At 67.6% G+C, this 20,169-nt stretch carries 13 protein-coding genes and 1 pseudogene; 5 read left to right on the top strand and 9 right to left on the bottom strand.

All coding sequences use genetic code 11. The annotated features are described in order from the left end of the window. Positions 1 to 428: 428 nt before the first annotated feature. The 3 genes from AC069I_RS32890 to AC069I_RS32880 all read right to left on the bottom strand — a co-directional run bounded on the left by AC069I_RS32890 (position 429) and on the right by AC069I_RS32880 (position 11,419). A complete protein-coding gene (locus tag AC069I_RS32890) occupies positions 429 to 7,118 on the bottom strand; it encodes a LamG domain-containing protein (RefSeq protein WP_478267149.1) in 6,690 nt (2,229 codons plus the stop codon). Positions 7,119 to 7,408: 290 nt separating this feature from the next. Next, on the bottom strand, positions 7,409 to 8,989 hold the full coding sequence (locus tag AC069I_RS32885; RefSeq protein ID WP_478267148.1) for an amidase: 1,581 nt from the start codon (positions 8,987 to 8,989) through the stop codon (positions 7,409 to 7,411). A 708-nt stretch (positions 8,990 to 9,697) separates the two neighbouring features. Further along, positions 9,698 to 11,419, bottom strand: a complete 1,722-nt coding sequence (locus tag AC069I_RS32880) for a sensor histidine kinase (protein WP_478267147.1) — start codon at positions 11,417 to 11,419, stop codon at positions 9,698 to 9,700. Positions 11,420 to 12,657: 1,238 nt separating this feature from the next. On the opposite strand from AC069I_RS32880, the pseudogene AC069I_RS32875 reads away from it, so the two are divergent. Beyond that, positions 12,658 to 13,379, top strand: a pseudogene (locus AC069I_RS32875) (glycoside hydrolase family 3 protein); the annotation flags it as partial. 132 nt (positions 13,380 to 13,511) lie between these two features. Here AC069I_RS32875 and AC069I_RS32870 read toward each other — a convergent pair. The 3 genes from AC069I_RS32870 to AC069I_RS32860 all read right to left on the bottom strand — a co-directional run bounded on the left by AC069I_RS32870 (position 13,512) and on the right by AC069I_RS32860 (position 14,908). After that, positions 13,512 to 13,886 (bottom strand): hypothetical protein, encoded by a 375-nt coding sequence (locus AC069I_RS32870; RefSeq protein WP_478229092.1) that lies wholly within the window; start codon positions 13,884 to 13,886, stop codon positions 13,512 to 13,514. A gap of 12 nt (positions 13,887 to 13,898) precedes the next feature. Beyond that, positions 13,899 to 14,234, bottom strand: coding sequence for a hypothetical protein (locus AC069I_RS32865; RefSeq protein ID WP_478267146.1), 336 nt, complete (start codon positions 14,232 to 14,234; stop codon positions 13,899 to 13,901). A 281-nt stretch (positions 14,235 to 14,515) separates the two neighbouring features. Beyond that, positions 14,516 to 14,908 (bottom strand): Hsp20/alpha crystallin family protein, encoded by a 393-nt coding sequence (locus tag AC069I_RS32860; protein ID WP_478267145.1) that lies wholly within the window; start codon positions 14,906 to 14,908, stop codon positions 14,516 to 14,518. A gap of 218 nt (positions 14,909 to 15,126) precedes the next feature. Between AC069I_RS32860 and AC069I_RS32855 the strand changes: the two genes are divergently transcribed. From AC069I_RS32855 to AC069I_RS32840, 4 genes are all read left to right on the top strand, one after another. Beyond that, positions 15,127 to 15,882: a ribosome hibernation promotion factor gene (locus tag AC069I_RS32855; RefSeq protein ID WP_478229089.1), complete on the top strand. Its 756-nt coding sequence runs from the start codon at positions 15,127 to 15,129 to the stop codon at positions 15,880 to 15,882. Next, on the top strand, positions 15,879 to 16,292 hold the full coding sequence (locus AC069I_RS32850) for an archease (RefSeq protein ID WP_478229088.1): 414 nt from the start codon (positions 15,879 to 15,881) through the stop codon (positions 16,290 to 16,292). Before AC069I_RS32855 ends, AC069I_RS32850 begins: the two co-directional genes overlap by 4 nt. 69 nt (positions 16,293 to 16,361) lie before the next feature. After that, positions 16,362 to 16,517: a hypothetical protein gene (locus tag AC069I_RS32845; RefSeq protein ID WP_478229087.1), complete on the top strand. Its 156-nt coding sequence runs from the start codon at positions 16,362 to 16,364 to the stop codon at positions 16,515 to 16,517. A 151-nt stretch (positions 16,518 to 16,668) separates the two neighbouring features. Then, positions 16,669 to 18,018, top strand: a complete 1,350-nt coding sequence (locus AC069I_RS32840; protein ID WP_478229086.1) for a phosphoribosyltransferase family protein — start codon at positions 16,669 to 16,671, stop codon at positions 18,016 to 18,018. Here the strand turns inward: AC069I_RS32840 and AC069I_RS32835 are convergent. The 3 genes from AC069I_RS32835 to AC069I_RS32825 form a co-directional block, all read right to left on the bottom strand. Beyond that, entirely contained in the window at positions 18,015 to 18,248 is a 234-nt protein-coding gene (locus AC069I_RS32835; protein WP_478229161.1) for a hypothetical protein, read from the bottom strand. The two genes, AC069I_RS32840 and AC069I_RS32835, sit on opposite strands and share 4 nt — an antisense overlap. 29 nt (positions 18,249 to 18,277) lie before the next feature. Further along, positions 18,278 to 18,697 carry a CBS domain-containing protein gene (locus tag AC069I_RS32830; RefSeq protein WP_478267144.1) on the bottom strand — a complete coding sequence of 140 codons (420 nt, stop codon included), beginning with the start codon at positions 18,695 to 18,697 and terminating at the stop codon, positions 18,278 to 18,280. Between the two features lie 105 nt (positions 18,698 to 18,802). Next, positions 18,803 to 20,167: a hypothetical protein gene (locus AC069I_RS32825; protein WP_478267143.1), complete on the bottom strand. Its 1,365-nt coding sequence runs from the start codon at positions 20,165 to 20,167 to the stop codon at positions 18,803 to 18,805. Positions 20,168 to 20,169: the final 2 nt, after the last annotated feature.

The raw sequence follows: 20,169 nt of genomic DNA, 5'->3' as shown, positions 1-20,169 counted from the left end.
CGGGGTGAAAGCGCCCGATTCGGATGCGCCGGCGACTCATTCGGTGCGCCCAATGTGACATCGGAGACGCTCAGCGTCCCCAATGCCACATTGGGCGCGGCATCGCCACCTACCCCGTTCGGAGATCCAGCTCGAATCACCAAGAGCGCAGTTATACGACTTTGCCGAGACCCCGACCTTGAAGGTAGGGAAGGAGGCCTTCACGGACTACGCGATCGCCATCCGCAGCCTCAGCAACACCACCAGCCCCAGCAGTCACAGCCGCGGCGCGTGAAGGACCCTTTCACGCGGCTCAGCCGAGGAAACTCGACCTTCACACCTTCCCAAGTACATGAAGGCCCCCTTCCTTGCGCCTGGCGCAAGGAAGGGGGCCTTCATGTACTTCAAGCGAGCAAGAGCGGTTCACGACCCCGAATCGGTCCCGCCTGTCAGACCGCGGCCGGTGCCGCGCGGACCACGTAGCCCAGCTGTCCGCGTACGGTCTGTCCTTCACAGTTCGCCTCACCGGAGACGAACAGCTCGCCCGCTGACGCGCCGAAATTGAGCGCGCACTGGTAGAGCGGGATACTCGGCAACCCGGCGGGAGGCTGTGTCCAGATGTAGCCCACGTCGCGGTAGACCGTCTTCCCTTCACAGGCGGCGTCGAGAGACAGGAACCGGTCCGTACCGTCCACACAGGACTTCACCAGCTGGGTGCCCGGCTCGTTCGACATCGCGAGCAGGCCGTACGTGCCCTCGTGGCGGTACCCTGGTGGCGTACCCCGCGTCGAGACGTCGTGCTCGCCGATCCGCGGGTGGTAGTACCGGGTCAGCGGCGCGTACGCCAGGAGATATCCGATCAGGACGTCCACCTGCTGGCCTTCACAGTCGGCCAGGTAGGCGTCGAACCGTTCTCCGTTGTGCAGGCACCGGTAGAGCGGAACCGTCGCGGCCCCGGCGGGTTTCGCCGAGTACACCCAGCCGAGATCCGCGAGTTTCGTCTTGCCCTCGCAGGCCGGATCGGTCGAGGTGAACGCGTCGGTCTCCCCGAGCAGGCAGCTGTACACCCGGCGCGTTCCGGGCCGTTCGGCGGTGAGCATCATGCCGAGCGACTTCTCGAACCGGTAGCCCGGCGGCAGTTCGCCCGCCTTGCCGTAGAGGTCACCGCCGAGGAGCACCGTCCGGTGGTCACCGCCGGTCCGGATGAACCGGCCGAGCTGGCCACCCGCCGGCTCGGGCCAGCCCGCCCGCTTCCGGAGCTCGTCCGGGGAGACCACGCCCAGGTCCGTGGTCACCTCGTCGATCGCACCGGGGAAGAACCCGTCCGCGACCCGGTTGGCCTTGCCCCTGCCGATGGTGAAGCTGCCCCACGCCGTCCACAGCAGGACGTTTTCCTTGGTGCCGACGTGTTCCCCGTTGACGTACAGCCGCAGCTGCCGCGCCGGGTAGTCGTACACCCCGGCGAGATGTGTCCACGTGTTCAACGCGGGCGGCTGCAACGAGTTCGCGTAGACCAGCGGCGTGTGGTTCGCCCCTTCCGAATCCTCCGTCGCCGCGCCGAAGATCCACCGGTTCACCTCCGGCCGGTACTGGAGGACGAAACCGCTGTGGGTGGCGCCGTCCTGGCCGAGCACCGTGGCGACCTTGTCGCCCCTCGTGAGGCGTGCCCACGCGGCGACGGTGAAGCTGTCCCGCATGCTCACGCCCGGCTTGGTGCCCTGCGCGTAGGAGTTGCCGTCGAGCTGCAGCGCCTTCCCGGTGATGCCGTCGGGGTAGGTGGCGGTCCCGGTCACGGCCATGTGGTTCTGCGCCCACGAGTAGTCGCGCGGGGTGCCGTCGTCGAACCTCCAGTAGCCGTGCGACGCGGGCGGGATGTCGTCGTGGACCCGCCGGACCTCGCCGTCGGACAACGCCTTCCCGTACGCCCTGACCTCCTCGATGCCGCCGGGGAAGTAGCAGCCGTCACCGCCGTTCCACCGGCACCTGCCGATGGAGAACTTCCCGGGTGCCGCCGGGATCGTGATATCCGACTGCATTCCCGACAGCACGCCGTTGACGTACAGCCGTACCTGCTTCTGCGCGGCGACGTACGTCATCACCAGATGCGACCAGCCGCCCACGTTCGCCGGTTCGCTGGAAAGCACGGTTCGCAGCTCCGGGTTGTTCTGGTCGGCCTTCGGTACCACCACGCCCCACGTCTTCGAGCCGTGGTCGTACTGCACGTGGAACGCACTCACCTGGCCCGCGTCCTGCCCGAACACGGTCGCGTAATGCGTGCCCGCCTTCAGGTACGCCCACGCGGCGACTGAGAAGTCCCGGCCGGTGTCTTCGACCACCGGCACGGCGGTCTCCGCGTATCCGGCACCACCGTCGAACCACCCGGTGTAGCCGTCTCGCCCAGGGTTCCAGCCCGCGCCGCCCCGCAGCGTCGCGGTCAGGCCGCGGCCGCCGGAATCGGCCGCCGTGGTTCCGGTGCTCTCGTTGAACTTCCAGTGTCCTTTGTCCGCGGCGGGCAGGGTCGTCGAACCCTCCGCCGCCGGATAGCCGCGGTACAGCGCGGAAACCCGCTCGGCGGTCAACGAGCCACCGTACATCCGGACGTCGTCGACGGACCCCTTCCAGAACCCCTTCGCTTCACCGCCCTCACGGCCGCGGCCGATCTGCAGCCCACCTGTGGCCTGCCAGGCGGTGAGCAAGGTGCCCTCGCCCTTGCGGGTTCCGTCGACATACAGGTGGATCGACTTCGCCGTGGCGTTGTAGGTGCCCGTCAGGTGTACCCACCCCGTCAGGTCGCTGGGAATGACGTCCACCGAGGCCTTGGTGATCGTGCCGTTCGCCTCCGGCATCTCGAACACCCAGTTCCCGGGATGCCCGTTGTCGTCTTCGAGGTGACCGAGCCGGAACTTGCTGGCGGGCCTGGTGCTGCCGTCGGGGGCGACGCCGCCATCCTGCGAGACCGCGCTGAACATGCAGCGCGAGGTGACGTCGAGATCGCATTCCTTACCGGTCATGCGAACCCACGCCGACACACTGAAGCTCGTGTCGGTGCGGACGTCGACGCCACTCGTCGAGGCGACGTCGTCGACGCCGTCCAACTGGACGGCGTTGCCGACCCGCCCCGGTGCGAAGGTCGCCCCGCCCGACAACGTCGCCTGCCGTGCGCCCACGGCGTCACCGCTGGTGACCCCGGAGCCGTCGTCGAGGGTCCAGTTGTGCGCCAGGCTCAGATCCCGCCCGGCCATCGTCAGGATCTCGCCCGCCGGCAAGGCCCGGCTGTAGACCGAGACATCGTCGATGGCGCCCGGGAAGAGCTCGAGATTCTCGTTCCCGCCCCACTTCGACCGGCCGATCTGCAAGGGCCCGTTGAAGTCCGCGCCGTCGAGATGGATCTCCGAACCGGCCAGCACACCGTTCACGTAGAGCTCGATCCGCTGCCTGCTCTTGCTGTACACCCCCGCGAGATGAGTCCAGACCCCGGGCTGCGCGGCGCCGCCCGCCACGTGGTCGATGAGGGCGTCCGGCGCGTCGACCTTCGAAACCGTGAAGTCCCACCGGCCGTCGGGCAGCAGGCCGAGGTCGAACCCGCTGGCCGTCTGGCCCTGCTGGGAGACCACGGTGTGGTGCCCGTCGATCTTGTCCAGTTTGGCCCACGCCGTCACGGTGAAGCTCTTGTCCGTGTCCACCACGCTCTGTGTGGTGGCGGCGTGACCGCCGTTGAGCCGCAGCGCGAGGTCCGCCGGGTCGGGCATGCTGGTCTGCCCGGCGGTCCAGTCCCCGGTGCCGTTGACCGTGGCGTTCACCTTTCCGTTGGCGTCGTCGGGATTGCCGTCGAATTTCCAGGTACCGGCGGTGACGTTGTCGCGGCTCACGAGCCCACGGACCTCGTCCTGCGAGATCGCCCGGTTGTAGGCGCGGACCTCGTCGATCGTGCCGGGGAACCGCTGCTCCGGAACCCCCTTGAGGACCGCCTGCCCGATCCGGAACGCGTTCTTCGCCTGCCACGGCGTGACACGGGTGGACTCCCCGATCAGCTCGCCGTCCACATACAGCCGGATCTTGTTCTCACCGGCGTCGTAGGTACCGGTCAGCTGGGTCCACACTCCCTCCGGCGGCTGGGTCGACGTACCGACCCAGTTGTACCCGGCCGGACTGTCCGAATCGGACTGCGGAAAGACGAAGGTCCACTTGCGGTTCTGGTACTGCAGGCAGAACGAGCAGATCCGGTCGCCGTCCTGGCTGAGCACGGTGTACGTACCGTCGTCGGCCCGGTCGAGTTTGACCTGCGCGGCGACCGTGAAGCTCTGGTCGGTGCGCAGCAGCGGGCTGTTGGTCGAGACGACGTCGTCGATCCCGTCCAGCCGGACCCCGCCCTTCACCGCGCCCGTCGTGGTGAAGGCCGCGCCGTTCTGCAGCACCGCGTCGGCGCCGCCCTCGACGGAGTTCCGCGCCGTCGTACCCGAGGTCTCGTCGAACCTCCAGTGCGCCACCTGGACGTCGCCCGCCCCGACCAGCGCCGAGACCTCGGCAGCGGTCAGCGCCCGGTCGTGGATCTGCACGTCGTCGACCCCGCCCGCCCAATGGTCGACGCCGGTGTTGGTGCCCCAGACCGTGCGGCCGATACGCACCTGACCGGAGGCCCAGTCGGGTTTCGCCGTGTGCGGTGTCGTCGCGGCGAGCGTCCCGTTGACGTACAGCTTGATGTGCTTGGCCTCGGGATCGTAGACACCGGCGAGATGGGTCCAGGTGTTCAGCTCCGGCATGCCGATCGCCGAGGTGGCCATCGGCACGCCCTTGTCCGAGGACGTCGAGTTGGGCACACCGAAGACCCAGCGGGAATTGCTCCCGTCGGCCTCGGCCCGGTGCCACAGCACGAATCCGGGGAACATCGCGCCGTCCTGGCTGACCACCGCCCTGGCGTGGTCCTTGCGGTTCAGGTTCACCCAGGCCGAGACCGTGAACGCCGCGCTGTTGCGGATCGCGTTCGGCGCGCTCACGTGGTCGTCGACGCCGTCGAGCCGCACCGCGGCACCGACCGCGCCCTGTCCGGTGAAGGTCGCGCCGCCGTTGAGCGAGCCGTGCCGGTCACCGAGGAAGGCCGAGTCGTTCGGGTTGCCGTTCAGCGCCCAGTGCGCCAAGGGCCCGTTGCCGGCACGGACGTACGTGCGGTACTTCCGGATCGGGCCCTTGTGTCCCGCACGATCCACACTGCGGACGTAAAGGGTCTGCGGCCCGTCGCCGGGCGGTGCCAGGCGGACCCGCGCGGCGCCGCCGCGCGTCTCGGCGACGATCGGGGTGCCCGGCTCATCCCACCAGTCGTACAGATAGTGGTCGACGTCGTCGACTCCCTGGGAACCGAAGACGAACTCACTGAACACGCCGGGTCCGCCGTGCCAGCGATTGTCCTCTGTGTACAGTTCGCTGGCCACCGTCGGCTCTACGGTGGGTGGCTCCCGGTCGATGGCGAACCGCGTGCCGCTCGCCGCACCACTGGACGCCGCACCGTCCGAGGCGTGCAGCCACCAGTTCATGGTCTTCCCGTGCCGCTTGCTGAGATCGATACCGGCACTGTGGATCGAACCGCTGGTCAGCATGTTGGCGTCCCACGCGGTCTCCACCCCGTCGTGGATCCGCCACTGCGCGCGGACGTCGTCACCGTCCGGATCGGACACCTGGGCCTTCAGCGTGATCCAGTCGTCGCCGACGTAGGGGATCCCGCCACAGTGGTGGCACGGGGCCTTCAGCGGCGGATCGGTGGTGAGGTTGCCCGGCACGTGCGGCGTGCGGTTCCAGGTCACCTTCAGTTTCATGTCCGGCGGGTTGTACTTCCGCCACGCGGACTGGGCACCCGAGTCGAAGGCCTTGAGGAAGTACACCGACGAACGCGCCTTCTTGATGTGCTCGGTGGGCACACTGAACCCGGCGTTCTTCCAGCCCGTGCAGTTCGTGTGCACGCCGGGCACCTTGCTGGAAGCGGCCCGGTTGCCGCCGAGGCGGTTGTTCCAGTTCATCCCGCTCCACAGGAGCCGGTCGTCGCCGATGTGGTAGACGTCGTGCCAGGGCTCGTTGCATTCGGGACCGGACACCACGACCCCGGACATCGTGATACCGAGAACATCCTTGTCCCACAGGAAACTTGTGTCGTATTGGAAGTACGCCCATGCTTCGCCGATGTTGTTGCAGTAGCTGTCCGGGTAGTCACGCGGGCATTGACCCACCTGCGCGTAGGTGCCATCGCCGCTGGTGCCCCAGTACTCGTCCTCAGGCTTGCCGGAAAGCACAGTGGCCCAAGCGGTCTTCTCGTGCGTCCGAAGCGTCGGGTCGACGACGACCGGGAACGTCCGCGCCGGGTCAGCCAGGAATTTAGCGTCCGGCACCAGTTCCAGCGCACCGTCCACAACGGACACCGCGATCGGCGCCCGCTTCCCCGCCGCGTCCCACATGACCGACGGCGGGGCGCTGAACAGCTCGGCGCCCGCCTCGTCGAGCACCCGCAGCGCGCCGTCCTTCCCGGCGGTCACCTTCAGGCCGTCGGCCCGGATCGTCATCCGGATCGACTTGAGCGCCGGGTTCTTCGCGGCCGGCTCGTCCTTCAGCGTGAGGTGCTGCCGGAAACCATCGCGGTCGGCGTACATCACCAGGTCGGCGCCAGGGAACACTTCGGGATAGGTCACCTTGTCGCCCGCGACCACCGGCGCGGGCAGATCGCCCGGCCAGTACAGCGAAAGCGACTTGCCGTCCCGGCGGAGCGTGGCCAGTGGCGCGGTCTTCCCGCCGCCGGACAGCGACAGTTCACCCTCGGCCGCCTTGGGGCCGAACGAACCGTCGGCGCGGCGCACCACCGCGGTGTCGATCGGCACCCACTTGCCCGCGACCTTGGTCCGGACCGGGACCGGGGTCAGTTCGGCGGTCAGCGTTCCCTGTGGGTTGGCGAAGACCTCCCGGTTCGCGGTGCGCTCGCCCGCCACCTCGACCCTTGTCCCCTGCGCCCGCGCGGCGGCCATCGCCGAAACCGCGTCGGGCGCTTCCGCGACGGATGCCGGTCGTGCGGGTATGACCGGGCTGCTCCCCGCGACGACGACCACCATCGAACCCACCAGAGCGGTGACCGCCGTGGCGATCACTGTGCGACGTAGCCGCATTGTTCCTCCCACCAGGTACGGAGCGCAGATCCGCAGGCCCCGCGACGGTGGGATCGTGCGTCCATCCGGCTTCAGCTCGGCTACACCGCGACTTCACCCCCGAGGGGAGTCGTCGCCAGGACACGGGCGGGGGTCGGCCGGCACGCTCCAGCACCTGGTGGAAGGTCATTTCGTGAGCTATTTCCGGAAAGGTGAACAGGTTGGGAGATCATGCCCGAGCTGGGAATCAGGGTCCTCGGTACCCTTGCGGTCCCTCGCCGTGCCGGAGTCCCGCGCGAAGGCCTGAGATGTCAGCGTGCGGTGGGCAGGTAGTGCGGTGCCTTCCGGGCGTGGGTGGCCTGCTCGAAGGCGTAGGCGTAACCGAGCAGGGAAGCGTCGGTCAGCCGGGTGCCGAGGAACGAGATGCCGATCGGCAGCCCAGTCCGGGCGAAGCCCGCCGGGACGGTGATGTGGGGGTACCCGGCTGCCGAGGTGCTGCGGGTGCTGCTGACGAAGGGGCTACCGCCACCCTCGAAGATCGGCCCAGCGGGCAGGTCGGTGGCCGTCACGATCGCGTCGAGGCGATACTTCTTCACCACGGCGTCGATGGAGTCCCGGGCCTGTCCTGTCGCCGCGGCCCGGTGAGCACGATATGCCGGGTCGTTCAGATTTCCGTCGGTCTTGTCGGCCATCTCGAGCATGTCCTGCTCGAAGCCCGGCAATTCGATCGCGGCGTGCTTCTTGTTGTAGGCGACGAGGTCGGTGAGGTTCTTGGGGTGCCCGCCCGGGGTCGCCGCGAGATAGCCGTTGAGGTCGTGCTTGAACTCGGTCAGCACGGCGGGCAGCAAATGCGGCTGGACCATGCCGAAGACGTCGCGGACATCCGCCCCTTCGACGACGATGGCGCCCAGGGCGCGGAGCCGCTGAACAGTGGACTCGAAGACCCGGTCGACGTCGCGGTCGATTCCCTCGTGTCCCTTACGCCACACACCGATCCGCTTGCCGCGCAACGAATCGCGGTCGAGCATGGTGCGGTAATCGGCCGGCACGGTGCCCGCGACCGGTGCCGTGGCCGGATCCCCCGCGTCGGCTCCCGCCATCACCGCGAGGGTCAGCGCAGCGTCGGTCACCGTCCGGGCGATGGGCCCAGGAGTGTCGTGCTGGTTCGTGATCGGCACGACACCACTGCGGCTGACCACCCCCAGCGTGGACTTCACACCGACCGTCGACGCCGCCGCGGCCGGGCACACGATCGACGAGTCGGTCTCCGTACCGATCGTCACCGTCGCCAGCCCGGCCGCCGCCGCGGCCGCGGAGCCACTAGACGAACCGCACGGGCTCCGGTCGAGGACGTAGGGGTTGCGGGTCTGCCCACCGACGGCGCTCCAACCCGGGATCTGCCTGGAGCCGTAGAAGTTGGCCCACTCGGACATGTTCGCCTTGCCGAGAATGACCGCGCCCGCCTCACGCAGACGCTGGACCAGGAACGCGTCCTTGGCAGGCTTCGCCGTAAGCAACGCCGTCGAACCCGCCGTGGTGGTCTGCCGGTCCGCGGTGTCGACGTTCTCCTTCAGCAGGATCGGGATACCTTCCAGCGGCCCCCGCGCCTGGTGCGCTCGGCGGCGGCTGTCGCTCTGGCGCGCGAGAGCGAGCGCGTCCGGGTTCGTCTGCACCACCGCCTTCAATCGTGGGTTCACAGCGTTGATGCGATCGAGGTAGCCGCGGGTGAGCCGCTCGGAACTCAGCAGCCGGCCGTCCATGGCCCGCTGGAGATCCGGGATGGTCAGCCGGTCCAGAACAGTGCTCATCTCCGAGGCTTGGAGCGAGGTCGTGCGATCGTCGGCGTGCGCCGACGCCGGCAGCAGAAGACAGACACCTGTCAATGCGGCCACGATCCCACGCCGTCGTGTTCGAGCTGACGAACGCATCGTTTCCTCCTTGTTCGGGCGCCGTTCACGGCGCCCCGAAATGGTGAACTTTCTGACGCGTGGATCGATTTCCTGCCGCGTGTACCGGCTCCAGTCCGGATAGCTGAACCTTAAGCCGTCCGACGGTGTGAGGCGATGGCACCTGCTGCCCTTTCGGGGTGGGGTCAACCCCACCTTGTCCACAATGGAACCCGTTCACCAGGGCGGCACGCGCGCTGGGTCATCCGGCCAGGCGATCACACCGATCCCGATACGTCGCCAACGGCGGCGTAGGACAGAATCACGCGCCGTCCAGCCAACCTGACCCACTTGCCGCCGAGTGTCAGGCAAATGCGACGACGAAGTTCATCGGTATGAGCGGACACCGCCGACAAGGAGTTCACCGGGGCAACTCCGAGGGTGCAAGATGGTTCGCCGGCTCTGGAACGGAGTACGCCGGCGAAGAGATGACACGTCCACACGACAGCTACCACCCATGGCTGCCGCCACCAGGCCCTCTCACACCAATTTCCTGGAGCAGAGAACAAGATGATCAAGCTGAAGCTCGTTCGCAGGGACCGCAGGACAACCGCTCGACGCGGTGAACGCTCTTATCGCCATGGGTGGCGAGTCCCCCGCACTTCCACCACGCGAAGCAGCCCAGGCCCGATGTTCGGCGGCGGAGAGCCCGATTCAGGGCAACGGGACACGCCAGGTCACTCTGGTCCCGCCACCCGGCCGGGCCGCGAATCCCGCGCTGCCGCCGCAGCGTTCCGCCCGCTGCACGAGGTTGGCCAGTCCGCTGCGCCGCCCTGCTCCGGAAATACCGACCCCGTTGTCTGTGACCTCGATGACCAGTTCACGATCCGCCTCGACGCCGATGCCGATCTCGTCGCCCCCGGAGTGACGGACCGCGTTGCTGAGTGCTTCGCGCACCACCGCCTCCGCGTGTTCGTACAACGCCGGCGAAACGCGCGTATCGACGGCGCCGTCGATACGGACCGACGTGGTCACCGTGTCTTCACCGGTCAACTCGGTGACCACGTCCAGCAAACGCCGCCGCAGGGTTTGCGGCTCGCCCGAGCCGGACGTGTGCAGATCGAAGATGGACGTCCTGATCTTCCGGGCCGTCCGATCCAGTTGCTCCACCCCATTCGCGATCCGGTCCCGGGCGAACTCGTCCGGCACACTCGATAAAATGCTCTGCAGGCTCATCCCGATGGCGAACATCCGCTGGATGACGTGATCATGCAGATCCTGCGCGATCCGGTCCCGATCGGCGAAAACGTCCAGCAAACGCCGGTTACGCTGCTTCTCGTCGAATTCAAGGGCGACGGCCGCCTGGCCGGCGAACGAGAACAGCAGGGGGATCTGCTCCCAGTCGAACTGCGCGGCACCTTTCCCACGCCCGGCGAGCAGCACCCCGCCGTCCCCTGCCGTGCTGGCCAATGGCACGACCACGCCAGGGCCGGTGAGAGAGGGCTCATCCTCCGCCGGGAAGACGGCGCCAAGATCCGGGATGAGACTCACCCGCCCCTCGGAAAAGACCTCGTCGAGCACCGGATGGGCGCGGGGTGTCGAGGTGTTCAGCAGCGGGCCGATCCGGTCACCCACCGTCGAACTCACCGTCAGTGACCGCGCCTCGCCCGCCTTTGCCAGAAGAATCGTCACCCCGTCGGCTTCGGCCAGCTCCCGGACACACTCGCCGATCAGGTCAAGCGTGTCGGTCACCGAAGCCCCGCCGAGCAGCCCACCGGTGACCTCGGCGACCGCCCCCAGCCACCGCTCCCGCATCCGGGACCGCTCGAACAGGCGAGCGTTGTCGATCGCCACCCCCGCCGCGGCGGCCAACGCCTGGATCACGACCTCGTCATCGGCGGTGAACTCGGCCGCGTTCCGCTTCTCTGTCAGATACAGGTTGCCGAAGACCTCGTCCCGGACCCGGACGGGTACACCGAGGAAACTGCGCATCGGCGGATGGTTCGCGGGGAAGCCGACCGACGCCGGATGCGCCGACAGATCCGGGACCCGCACCGGATACGGCTCCTCGATCAGCAAACCCAGCAGGCCACGTCCCTCAGGGAGGTGCCCCATCATCGCGCGGGTCTCCGGGTCGATACCCACATAGACGAACTCGGAAAGGCCATCCTCGTCACCAACGACACCGAGGGCGCCGTATCGGGCGTCGACCAGCTTCGCCGCGGCCTGGACGATGCGTTGCAAGGTGGCGTCGAGCTCCAAGCCGGTCGCCACCGCGACAACCGCGTCAAGCAGCCCTTGCAACCTGTCGCGGGTCTTGACGATCTCCGATAGCCGCTCCTGAACCTCGCGCAGCAACTCGTCGAGCCGCAACCCGGTCAGAACGGCCGCACTCGGCTGCGGATCAACCCCGCTCGCTTCCGGTTCGGACGACATCGAGGGTTCCTTTCCCCGACAATCTCGATGACAGCCTCTGTCGCCTCCAACGTGCTCAGCCTTCCACCGCGAGCCTGCCCTGCCAAGAGGCCACGATCGCGCCCGGCGACGGTCCTCCGGACGTTGCGACAGCTCACTGACCGGACGGACGTGCCCCGCGCTTCCCAGCGCGAAACGGCCGTGTGGCGCGTGGGGTGTCCGGCCTCTCCGGGACAGGCCGTCCCAGTCGGAGTCTCGTGACCAGACACGGAGGGCCCTTGGCAGACCCGGAGTGGGACGTTCGTCCCTAACGAGACCGCACGAGACGGGCGAACATTGACCCAGGAACCTCGCTTTGGCAGGAGGATTCACGATGCCCACGTCCACTGCGGCGGTACTGGCCAGCCGGTGCCGTCCGCAGGCTACTGCACTGGGGTGAGCAAGCGATGGCCCCAGGATCCAGGGAGGTTCAGTCATGAGAAGAGCGTGCGCGGTGGCCGCCGCTACCACGGTGGCCGTACTGACGGTCGGCGCGTGCGGTGCGGCCGGAGCCGATGGACAAGCCCAGGGACATCAGCGGACTCTCGAGGCCACTATGCACGAGATCGGCACTCGCGGTGCACAGGACTCTCGGGCTGAATTCGTCGAGATCGCCAACCGCGGATCCCGTACGCTGCCCCTCGGGGGCTCTCGGTTGCTGGTGGCACTTCATTCCCACGCCGTGGAACTCGCCCACATCCCGGACGGCGTCCTGTTGCGACCGGGCGCGGTCTACCTGCTCGCGAGTACGCGGTTCGCGGGAGGTCCCGCGCCCGACCAGATCTTCAGTATCGTGGACGACATTCCGGAAGTGTTCACCATGACACTCGTGACTCGCCAGGGAAACGCCGTGGATACCGTTACGACAGCGCGAGCCGTGCTTCCGAACGGGTCGCCCGCACCTCGCCCTCATGACGGGCTTTGCCTCAAGCGGGTCCATTTCACCGGCGACAATGCGAGAGACTGGGTCGTGGCGAGATGCACTCCCGGCGTCTACTGAATCTACGCTGACCATTGCGGAAAAGAATTACGCAGGCGCCGGCCATCAACAGCTCGACCGGACGCCCGACGCGGTCTTGAACACACCAATGGGCGTTTCTGAGAAGGTTTCGTGTATCGAGGAATTTCATCGAAAGCGCTGCCGGTCCTCGGCGCCGCAGCCCTTGCTGTGGCCTGCTCCCCTGGAGATGCCCACGGCCGCCGCACCGTGCGAGGTCGGCAAATATTTCGAGCTCGGTCTCTTCGAGAGGCCGTTCACCGATCGCCGCTACACCGGCACGATCGGCAGCGAACAGCATCGCGAACTCGCCCGCCAAGCCGTTCGGGAATCCCAGGTGCTTCTGAAGAATGACGGCACGCTGCCGCTGGCCAAGGGCGGCGGCAAGATCTTCGTGGCCGGCGAGAACGCGGACGACATCGGCAATCAGAGCGGCGGGTGGACCATCACCTGGCAGGGCAGCAGCGGCGACATCACTCCGGGAACCACTATCCTGCAAGGAATCCGACAGAAGGTCGCGCCCTCGACGACGGTCACCTACAACAAGGACGGCACCGGAATCGACGGTAGCTACCGCGCAGCGGTAGTGGTGATCGGCGAAACCCCCTATGCCGAGTTCATGGGTGACCGGCCGGACGGCATGAGACTGGATGCCGAGGACCTGGCGGCCTTGCAACGGCTCAAAGCATCCGGGGTTCCGTCGTGCTCGTGTCCGGCCGGCCATGGGACATCGCCACCGAACTGCCCGGCTGGAACTCTCTGCTCGCATCATGGCTACCCGGCACCGAAGGCGGCGGGGTCGCCGATGTCCTGTTCGGCGACTACAACCCGACTGGCACGCTGCCGATGACCTGGATGCTCAGCGCCGGCCAGCAGCCGATCAACGTCGGTGACGGAAAGCCCGCCCTTTTTCCCTACGGCTATGGCCTGGAGTACCGGAACTGAAAGTCGTGCACGATGCTCATCGCTCAGCACCTGAAGGGGGCTTGGGTCGCGGAGCCTGGCGAATGTTCGTGGGGTCGCCCGCGGTTTCGATTCCGGACAGGTCCTCGTCGAGCAGGGCAACCAAGGGGTGTTTCAAGCGAGGATCATGGTCTTTTCCCGGCGAGCGATCGTCTGGAGCAGAATGGACCGGGAGATCCTCCTGGTCCCGCATTCACACCAGGCTGGGACCAGGTCACCGCCGTTCCCCTCAAGCATGTCGATGTACTCCTTGCCCCGGCGATGGGCGCCGTGCGGAACATCGGCGAAATCGCGTGAGCCGTGTGCGTGCGGCCCGGTCAGGACGACGAGGACCGGGCCGTGCGCGGTGTCGTAAACCGTGGCGACGTGGTGGTTGGCCGAGCAGCGCACCCGCAACAGCAGGCGACTGTCGCGGTGCGCGCCGAGTTCGGCGATATTCTGTTCCGCCTGCTTACGCCGATCAGCGGGGGAAACGTATGCGTTGCTCACCGATCCTCCCGGTCACTCCGCGCGGTGGAGATTCTGAGCCTTCTCCAGCACTTGCGCCTCATCACTGTACTTACGCGCAAGGGCCTCGAAGAACAGTAGGATCACCCGCCAGAAATGACCGGCGCCGACGATGGCGATCCCGGTGAACACGATACCGAGCCAGTGGCTGCGCACGGTCAATGCCCAGGCCGCGAACAGGTCGAAGTCCACGATCCAGGCCGCCGCGATCCCGATCACCAGGTTGGTGATCGCCCAGAACTCCTTGGCCAGGGCCAGCCACCGGGCGGCGACCGCCGATACCGCCACGAGCCCGAGACCGAGCATGGCGAGCATTCCGAACGCGTGCATCACACGTCTCCCATCTTCCGGGTCACGTCGGACGTTCAGTCTCCATGGACGCGTTGCGCTCTCGATAGGGGCGGAAGTCTTTCCGGTAAGGACCATCGTGCCCTTCTCGTCCGGCTGCGGAACGTGGTGAGCGCGGTACCGGTGGAAGCACCTGTTTGACATGTGCATGTCACATGCTCACGGGATTTCCCGCCAAAAGTCCATAGTGGACATCGGCGCGCCGGATCGAATGCCGGAGCACTACCTCCGGACCCTGTTCGACGAAGTGGCCGGAACCGACATCAGCCGGCCTTCACGGGGATGGTGTGCGTCTCCCCGACGCCGACCATCGGCATCCTGATCTCCAGGATCCCGGCGTGGTAGCGGGCCTCGATCCCTGCGAGATCGGCCTCCGCCGGCAGTTCGACGGTGCGGGCCAGCTCGCCATGACGAAACTCGCTGGCTCCTTCGGCCTTTTCCTCCTTGGGACGGTCGGCGGCGATGCTGATCTCCCGGCCGGTCACCGAGACCTTGATGTCCTGTTGAGGATCCAGTCCGGGCAGCTCGGCGCGAAGCACGTACCGGTCGTCGGCGACGAAGTCCTCCAGCGGAATGGAAAGGCGGTCGCCGCTACGCGGTTTGAGCCAATGAAAAACTTCAGGCAAGCGCGAAGCCTTGGGCAGCAAGGATGCCATTACCGGTCCCTTCCTCTCGCGAATTCAGGCCTACCAATCTGGCGTATCCGCGATCTCGTGGCCAGGGTCCGCGTCCTCTCCGCATCGGGACGAAAGTCCCCGTTTCGCCGGGCGAACGAAATAGGTGCCGTTCGGCCCTGGTAGCCGCCTCTAAACCCTCGTAAAACGGCAGCATGCGCTCTGCCACTGTTGAGATCCGCGTTACGACGGACGGGCATGTGCTGCCAGGCACGGCGGACTACGCCCGGGAGAAGATCGGCGCTTTGCTGCATCTGGCGCATCGTCCGGTGTTGTCCGCCCGAATACGGGTGACGCGGCACGGTGATCCGGCGGTGCCGCACCCCGCGGTGGCGCAGGCCAACCTCGACGTCAACGGCCGGCTGGTGCGGGCTCAGGCGGAGGGCGAGAACTCGTGGGAGGCGATCGACCGGCTGGAAGCTCGCCTTCGGCATCGGCTGGAACGCATAGCCCAGCACTGGGAGGCCCGGCGCGGCCGGATTCCCTCGGCCTGGCCGCATGAATGGCGGCATCAGTCGGAAGGGGCTCGTCGTCACCGTTGGTATCCGCGCCCACCGGAGGAGCGTGAGATCGTCCGGCACAAGACGTTCACGTTGCACCGCTGCACGATCGACGACGCTGCCCGAGAGATGGGGATGCTCGGCTACGACTTCCACTTGTTCACCGAGGCCGGTACCGGTGACGACGCGGTGCTCTACCGTGCCGGGGCGACCGGATATCGCCTGGCGCTGGTGACGCCGCCAGGGCCGCACGAGCTGGCGGCGTTCCGGCTTCCGTTGACCGTCAGCACTCAGCCGGCACCGATCCTGACCACCGACGAGGCTGTGGCGCGGCTGGAGATTCTGAACTCGCCGTTCCTGTTCTTCCTGGATGGTGAACGTGGTCGCGGATCCGTGCTGTACCACCGCTACGACGGCCACTACGGGCTCATCACCCCCGCGGGCGAGGCATTGTGATCGGAGGGCATCGGACGGTGTCGCACACCGCCGACCTGCGGATCGAGGCGTGGGCGCCGACCCGTGAACAATGCATCGCACACGCGGTGAGCGCCGTGACCGAAAGCCTTCTCGGCCGTGACATGCCGGCACCGTCCGGTTCGGTGGACTGCGAGGTCACCGGCGCCGACGACACGGACCTGCTCGCGGCCACGCTGAACGAAGTCATCTACCACCTGGAAACCGCGGGCCAGGTCCCGGTCGAGACCAGGGTACGGGCGATCGCCACCGGTCTGCGCTTGCACTTCTCCACGGTCAGGAAGGACAGACTCGTCGCGGTCGGCGCGGTGCCCAAAGCCGTGTCGTTACAGGACTTGCGGTGTGAAGATCATGGTCACCAGTGGTGGTGCTCCGCGACCATCGACGTGTAGGGGGCGAGGCTTCGGCTGCTGTATTTCCCGTCCGTCGACCCGGCCAGTGGCACCCTCACAATCCTGCACATGGTGCCCTTGGAAACAAAGAACCTGCGGCTGCGTCACGTCACACGTGACGACACGGAATGGCTGCGGTCCACCCTCGACCGCACCAGCAGGCGTTTCGGAACCCGGGTCGGTGAGGCCGACGGCACCGGGTACCTGACCGTCCGCCCAGGGTGAGCGGGCCTGCCGCGCAGGCTGCCGGAACGGAAGGCCCAATGGCCTCCCTTGAAGCGACAGTGGGCTCTGCCGCTGACCTCTCCGTGAGCGCCAGCCTTGGTCGTGGCCTTCCCGCGACAGGTCCGTGCACAGGGAAACCGGAGGTTCGCCGATGATGTTCGCCGATCGCACAGATGCGGGACGGCGCCTGGCTCGGCGCCTGGAGGCATTCAGTGGTGAAGACATCGTGGTACTCGGGTTACCGCGCGGGGGTGTACCGGTCGCGTTCGAAGTGGCGCGGGCGCTTTCCGCCCCACTCGACGTGATCATGGTGCGCAAGCTCGGCGTGCCCTACCAGCCAGAGCTCGCGGTGGGTGCCATCGGCGAAGACAACGTGCGGGTGGTGGACGACGAGGTCGCGCGCTGTGCGCGTGTGACCAAGGAAGAACTCGCCGCGGTCGAGCGTGCCGAGCAGGCCGAGCTGCGGCGCCGGGTCGCGAGGTTCCGCGCCGGACGAGAACGAATCCCGTTGGCCGGGCGTACCGCACTGATCATCGATGATGGGGTGGCGACCGGCTCCACGGCCCGCGCCGCGTGCCAAGTCGCGCGTGCACAAGGCGCGGCAAGGGTCGTGTTGGCCGTGCCGGTGGGCGCCGCGGCCGCGATCCTTTCACTGCGCCGAGTCGCCGACGATGTGATCTGCCTCGAGACGCCCACCTGGTTCGTCGCCGTGGGCCGCTGGTACCGCGAATTCCGGCAAACCTCCGACGAGGAAGTCGCCGATTTCCTCAGTCGCGCCGGCCTGCCGGCCCGGCAACTCGCCGCCGACGCGATGGGCCCGGCGGATCCGCCCGTGCGCGACGAGGACGTCGAAGTGCGTACGGGACAGGTCACGCTGGCCGGGCACCTCACCATTCCCGAAAACCCCATCGGCGTCGTCGTGTTCGCCCATGGCAGCGGCAGCAGCCGGCACAGTCCGCGCAACCGCCATGTGGCCGCGACCCTCAATGACGCGGGCTTGGGCACCTTGCTGTTCGACCTGCTGACCCCGCTCGAAGAACTCGACCGCGCCCGCGTCTTCGACATCGAACTGCTCGCGCATCGCCTGATCGAGGTCACGCACTGGCTGAGGGCCCAGCCGGACACCGCACACCTGCCGGTGGGCTACTTCGGGGCCAGCACCGGAGCCGGCGCGGCCCTGTGGGCCGCGGCCGACTCCGGAAACACCGTCCGAGCCGTCGTCTCGCGCGGCGGCAGACCCGACCTCGCCGCACAGCGGCTGAGTTCCGTCCACGTACCGACATTGCTCATCGTGGGCGGGCACGACAAAGCCGTGCTCGGCCTCAACCAGGTCGCGCAGGCGGCCATGCCATGTGACTGCGAGATCGTGATCGTGCCCGGCGCCACCCACTTGTTCGAAGAACCCGGCACACTCGACTGGGCCGCCACACTGGCCCGGGACTGGTTCATCCACCACCTCGGATCCACACCGGACAGCGCGGCCGCGTCGAACACGACCTAAACGCGATCCCGCATCCCGGCCACGCCCGCGGTCGTGGCGCATCGGGCACAGCAGTAGACCGCATTACCTCCTTCGACACCGTGCCCGACCACCCGGCATCCGCAGTGACCACACGTGGGCGCCAACCGGTGTATCGCGCATTCGAAGCTGTCGAAGACGTGGGACTCATCGTCCACCACGATTTCGAACGCTTTGTCGTAGTCGTTACCGCACACCTCGCACAGCGCCACGATTCTCGCCTCCGTTCCCGGATCGGTATTCAGCGAGCCGCGCAAATGGCCTCGACGAAGCGGCCAACCGTGGCCTCGGGGAGATGACGGGCCAGGTCGGCCTCGCTGATCATCCCGACCAGCCGGTGCTCTTCGAGGACCGGCACCCGCCGGACTCGATATCGTTCCATCACGTCGAGCACGTCCTCCACTTCGGCGTCGGCACGCACGAGATGAGGCACCCCTTCGGCCAGTTCACCGGCGGTCATGACGCCGGGGTCACCGCCCGTGGCGACACATTTGATCACGATGTCGCGGTCGGTGACGATGCCGTGAAGCCGATCGTCATCACCACAGACCGGCAGCGCGCCGACATCGAGTTCCCGCATCCGCCGTGCGGCGGATGCCAAGGTGTCATGCTCTCCGATACACGTTACGCCCGCATGCATGATGTCCTGTGCGGTCGTCATCATGACCTCCTGTCGGATCGTGTTCTTCCCGGAACTCGTAGCGTGCTCCCGTCCTGTCACCAATCAGAAGAGACCAAGGTCCCTGTCGAACGGGTCAGCGATGAATCAGTCGGCGTCGCCCAGGAAGGTGATCTCCTGGATCGTGCTCTGGTAGCCCCGCGGGCCGGGAGTGAGACGGACGAGCCAGACCAGCACGACCGCACTCGCCGCACCGGGCGGCACGGAAATCCTGGTCGTGCCCGGCGTCAAGGTCGCGGTCACCAGCGGCACCGTCTCGACGAAGGTGGGACGGGCCGAGGCCGCCGTCCGGATCTCGACCACCGACCCGGCGCTGGGCGAGGTGACGTCCACTTCGCGCACCCGAAGCGTACGGCCGAACGCGGCCAAAAGCCCGGCTCCCCGTGCGAACTCGGGGAACTGCTGCCGGTACTGGTCGGTGGACCACGCGGTCATCGGATCACCGTCGGTGGCCAGCGCGGCCGCACGCGGGTGATCGGGGCTCCCGGTCACGTTGTACACGGTCACGCTGTCGGGACGGACCGGAACGGGAACGGCAGGCGTCGTCGAAGACGGGGTCGGCGACGGAGGTGCGGGATGAGGCAACACCGCCGTCGGCGCCGACGAAGACGCTGGCCTCGGGGCCTCGGCCGGTGCGCGGCCGGACTGCCCGCTCACCTGCGTCACCCCGCCGGCGATGAGCAACACCACCGCGATCGCCAGGATCGCGGTGGTCACCGAGCGCGCGTCCCGGTCGCGAGGGCGCATGGACCGGGACGGCGGCTCCACCACCGGCTCCGAAGCGGGGCGGGGCACCGGCGGTTCGGCGACGACAGCACCGGTGTCGAAGCGCGTCATCGCCTCCGCCAGCGGGGTGACCGTGTGGATCTCCCCCAGCATGGGGCACCCGAGGCTGAGCTGCACCACAAGCTGCAGCTGCTCCGGCACGACGTCGGGCAGGCTCTGGGGCGCATCGGGGGCAGGCCACTCCCCGACGATCAGCGCATACAGCAGGGCGCCGAGGCCATAGATGTCCTCGCGCCGCGTTCCATTCGGCGCCGGGCCTGGGAACGCCAGGATGAGGGCGTCGTCCTGGCCGAGCCGGATCCGTTGTGGACAGTCGATCCCGGCGAGGAGGCCGCGATGGTGGACGTGGTCGACAGCGGCGGCGAGGGGCCGTAGCATCCGGCAGGCACGTTCGGGCGGTACCGAAGTCTGTCGCACGGCGTCGAGCACCGGTGCCACGGCCGCTTCGGGGGCCGTGGCGGTCAGCCGCGCGTGCTCGAGCACGCGGGCACTGCCTCCGAAGAGGTGCCGCCCGCGGGTATCGGCGGTCAGCACGGTCATCGCGACATCCCGCGCGTCCCGTTCGTCGCGGCCCCGCCAGAACTCCACAGCCCCGTCCCGGGTGGCGCCACGCCGGTTCAGCAAACGGTAGCGGCCGCCGACGAGGGAAGTACCTGTGACCAGCATTT

The organism is Amycolatopsis sp. NPDC043885, from assembly GCF_056435685.1.
The sequence above is the reverse complement of the archived record's forward strand: the minus strand, read 5'-3'. Positions and strand labels throughout refer to the sequence as shown.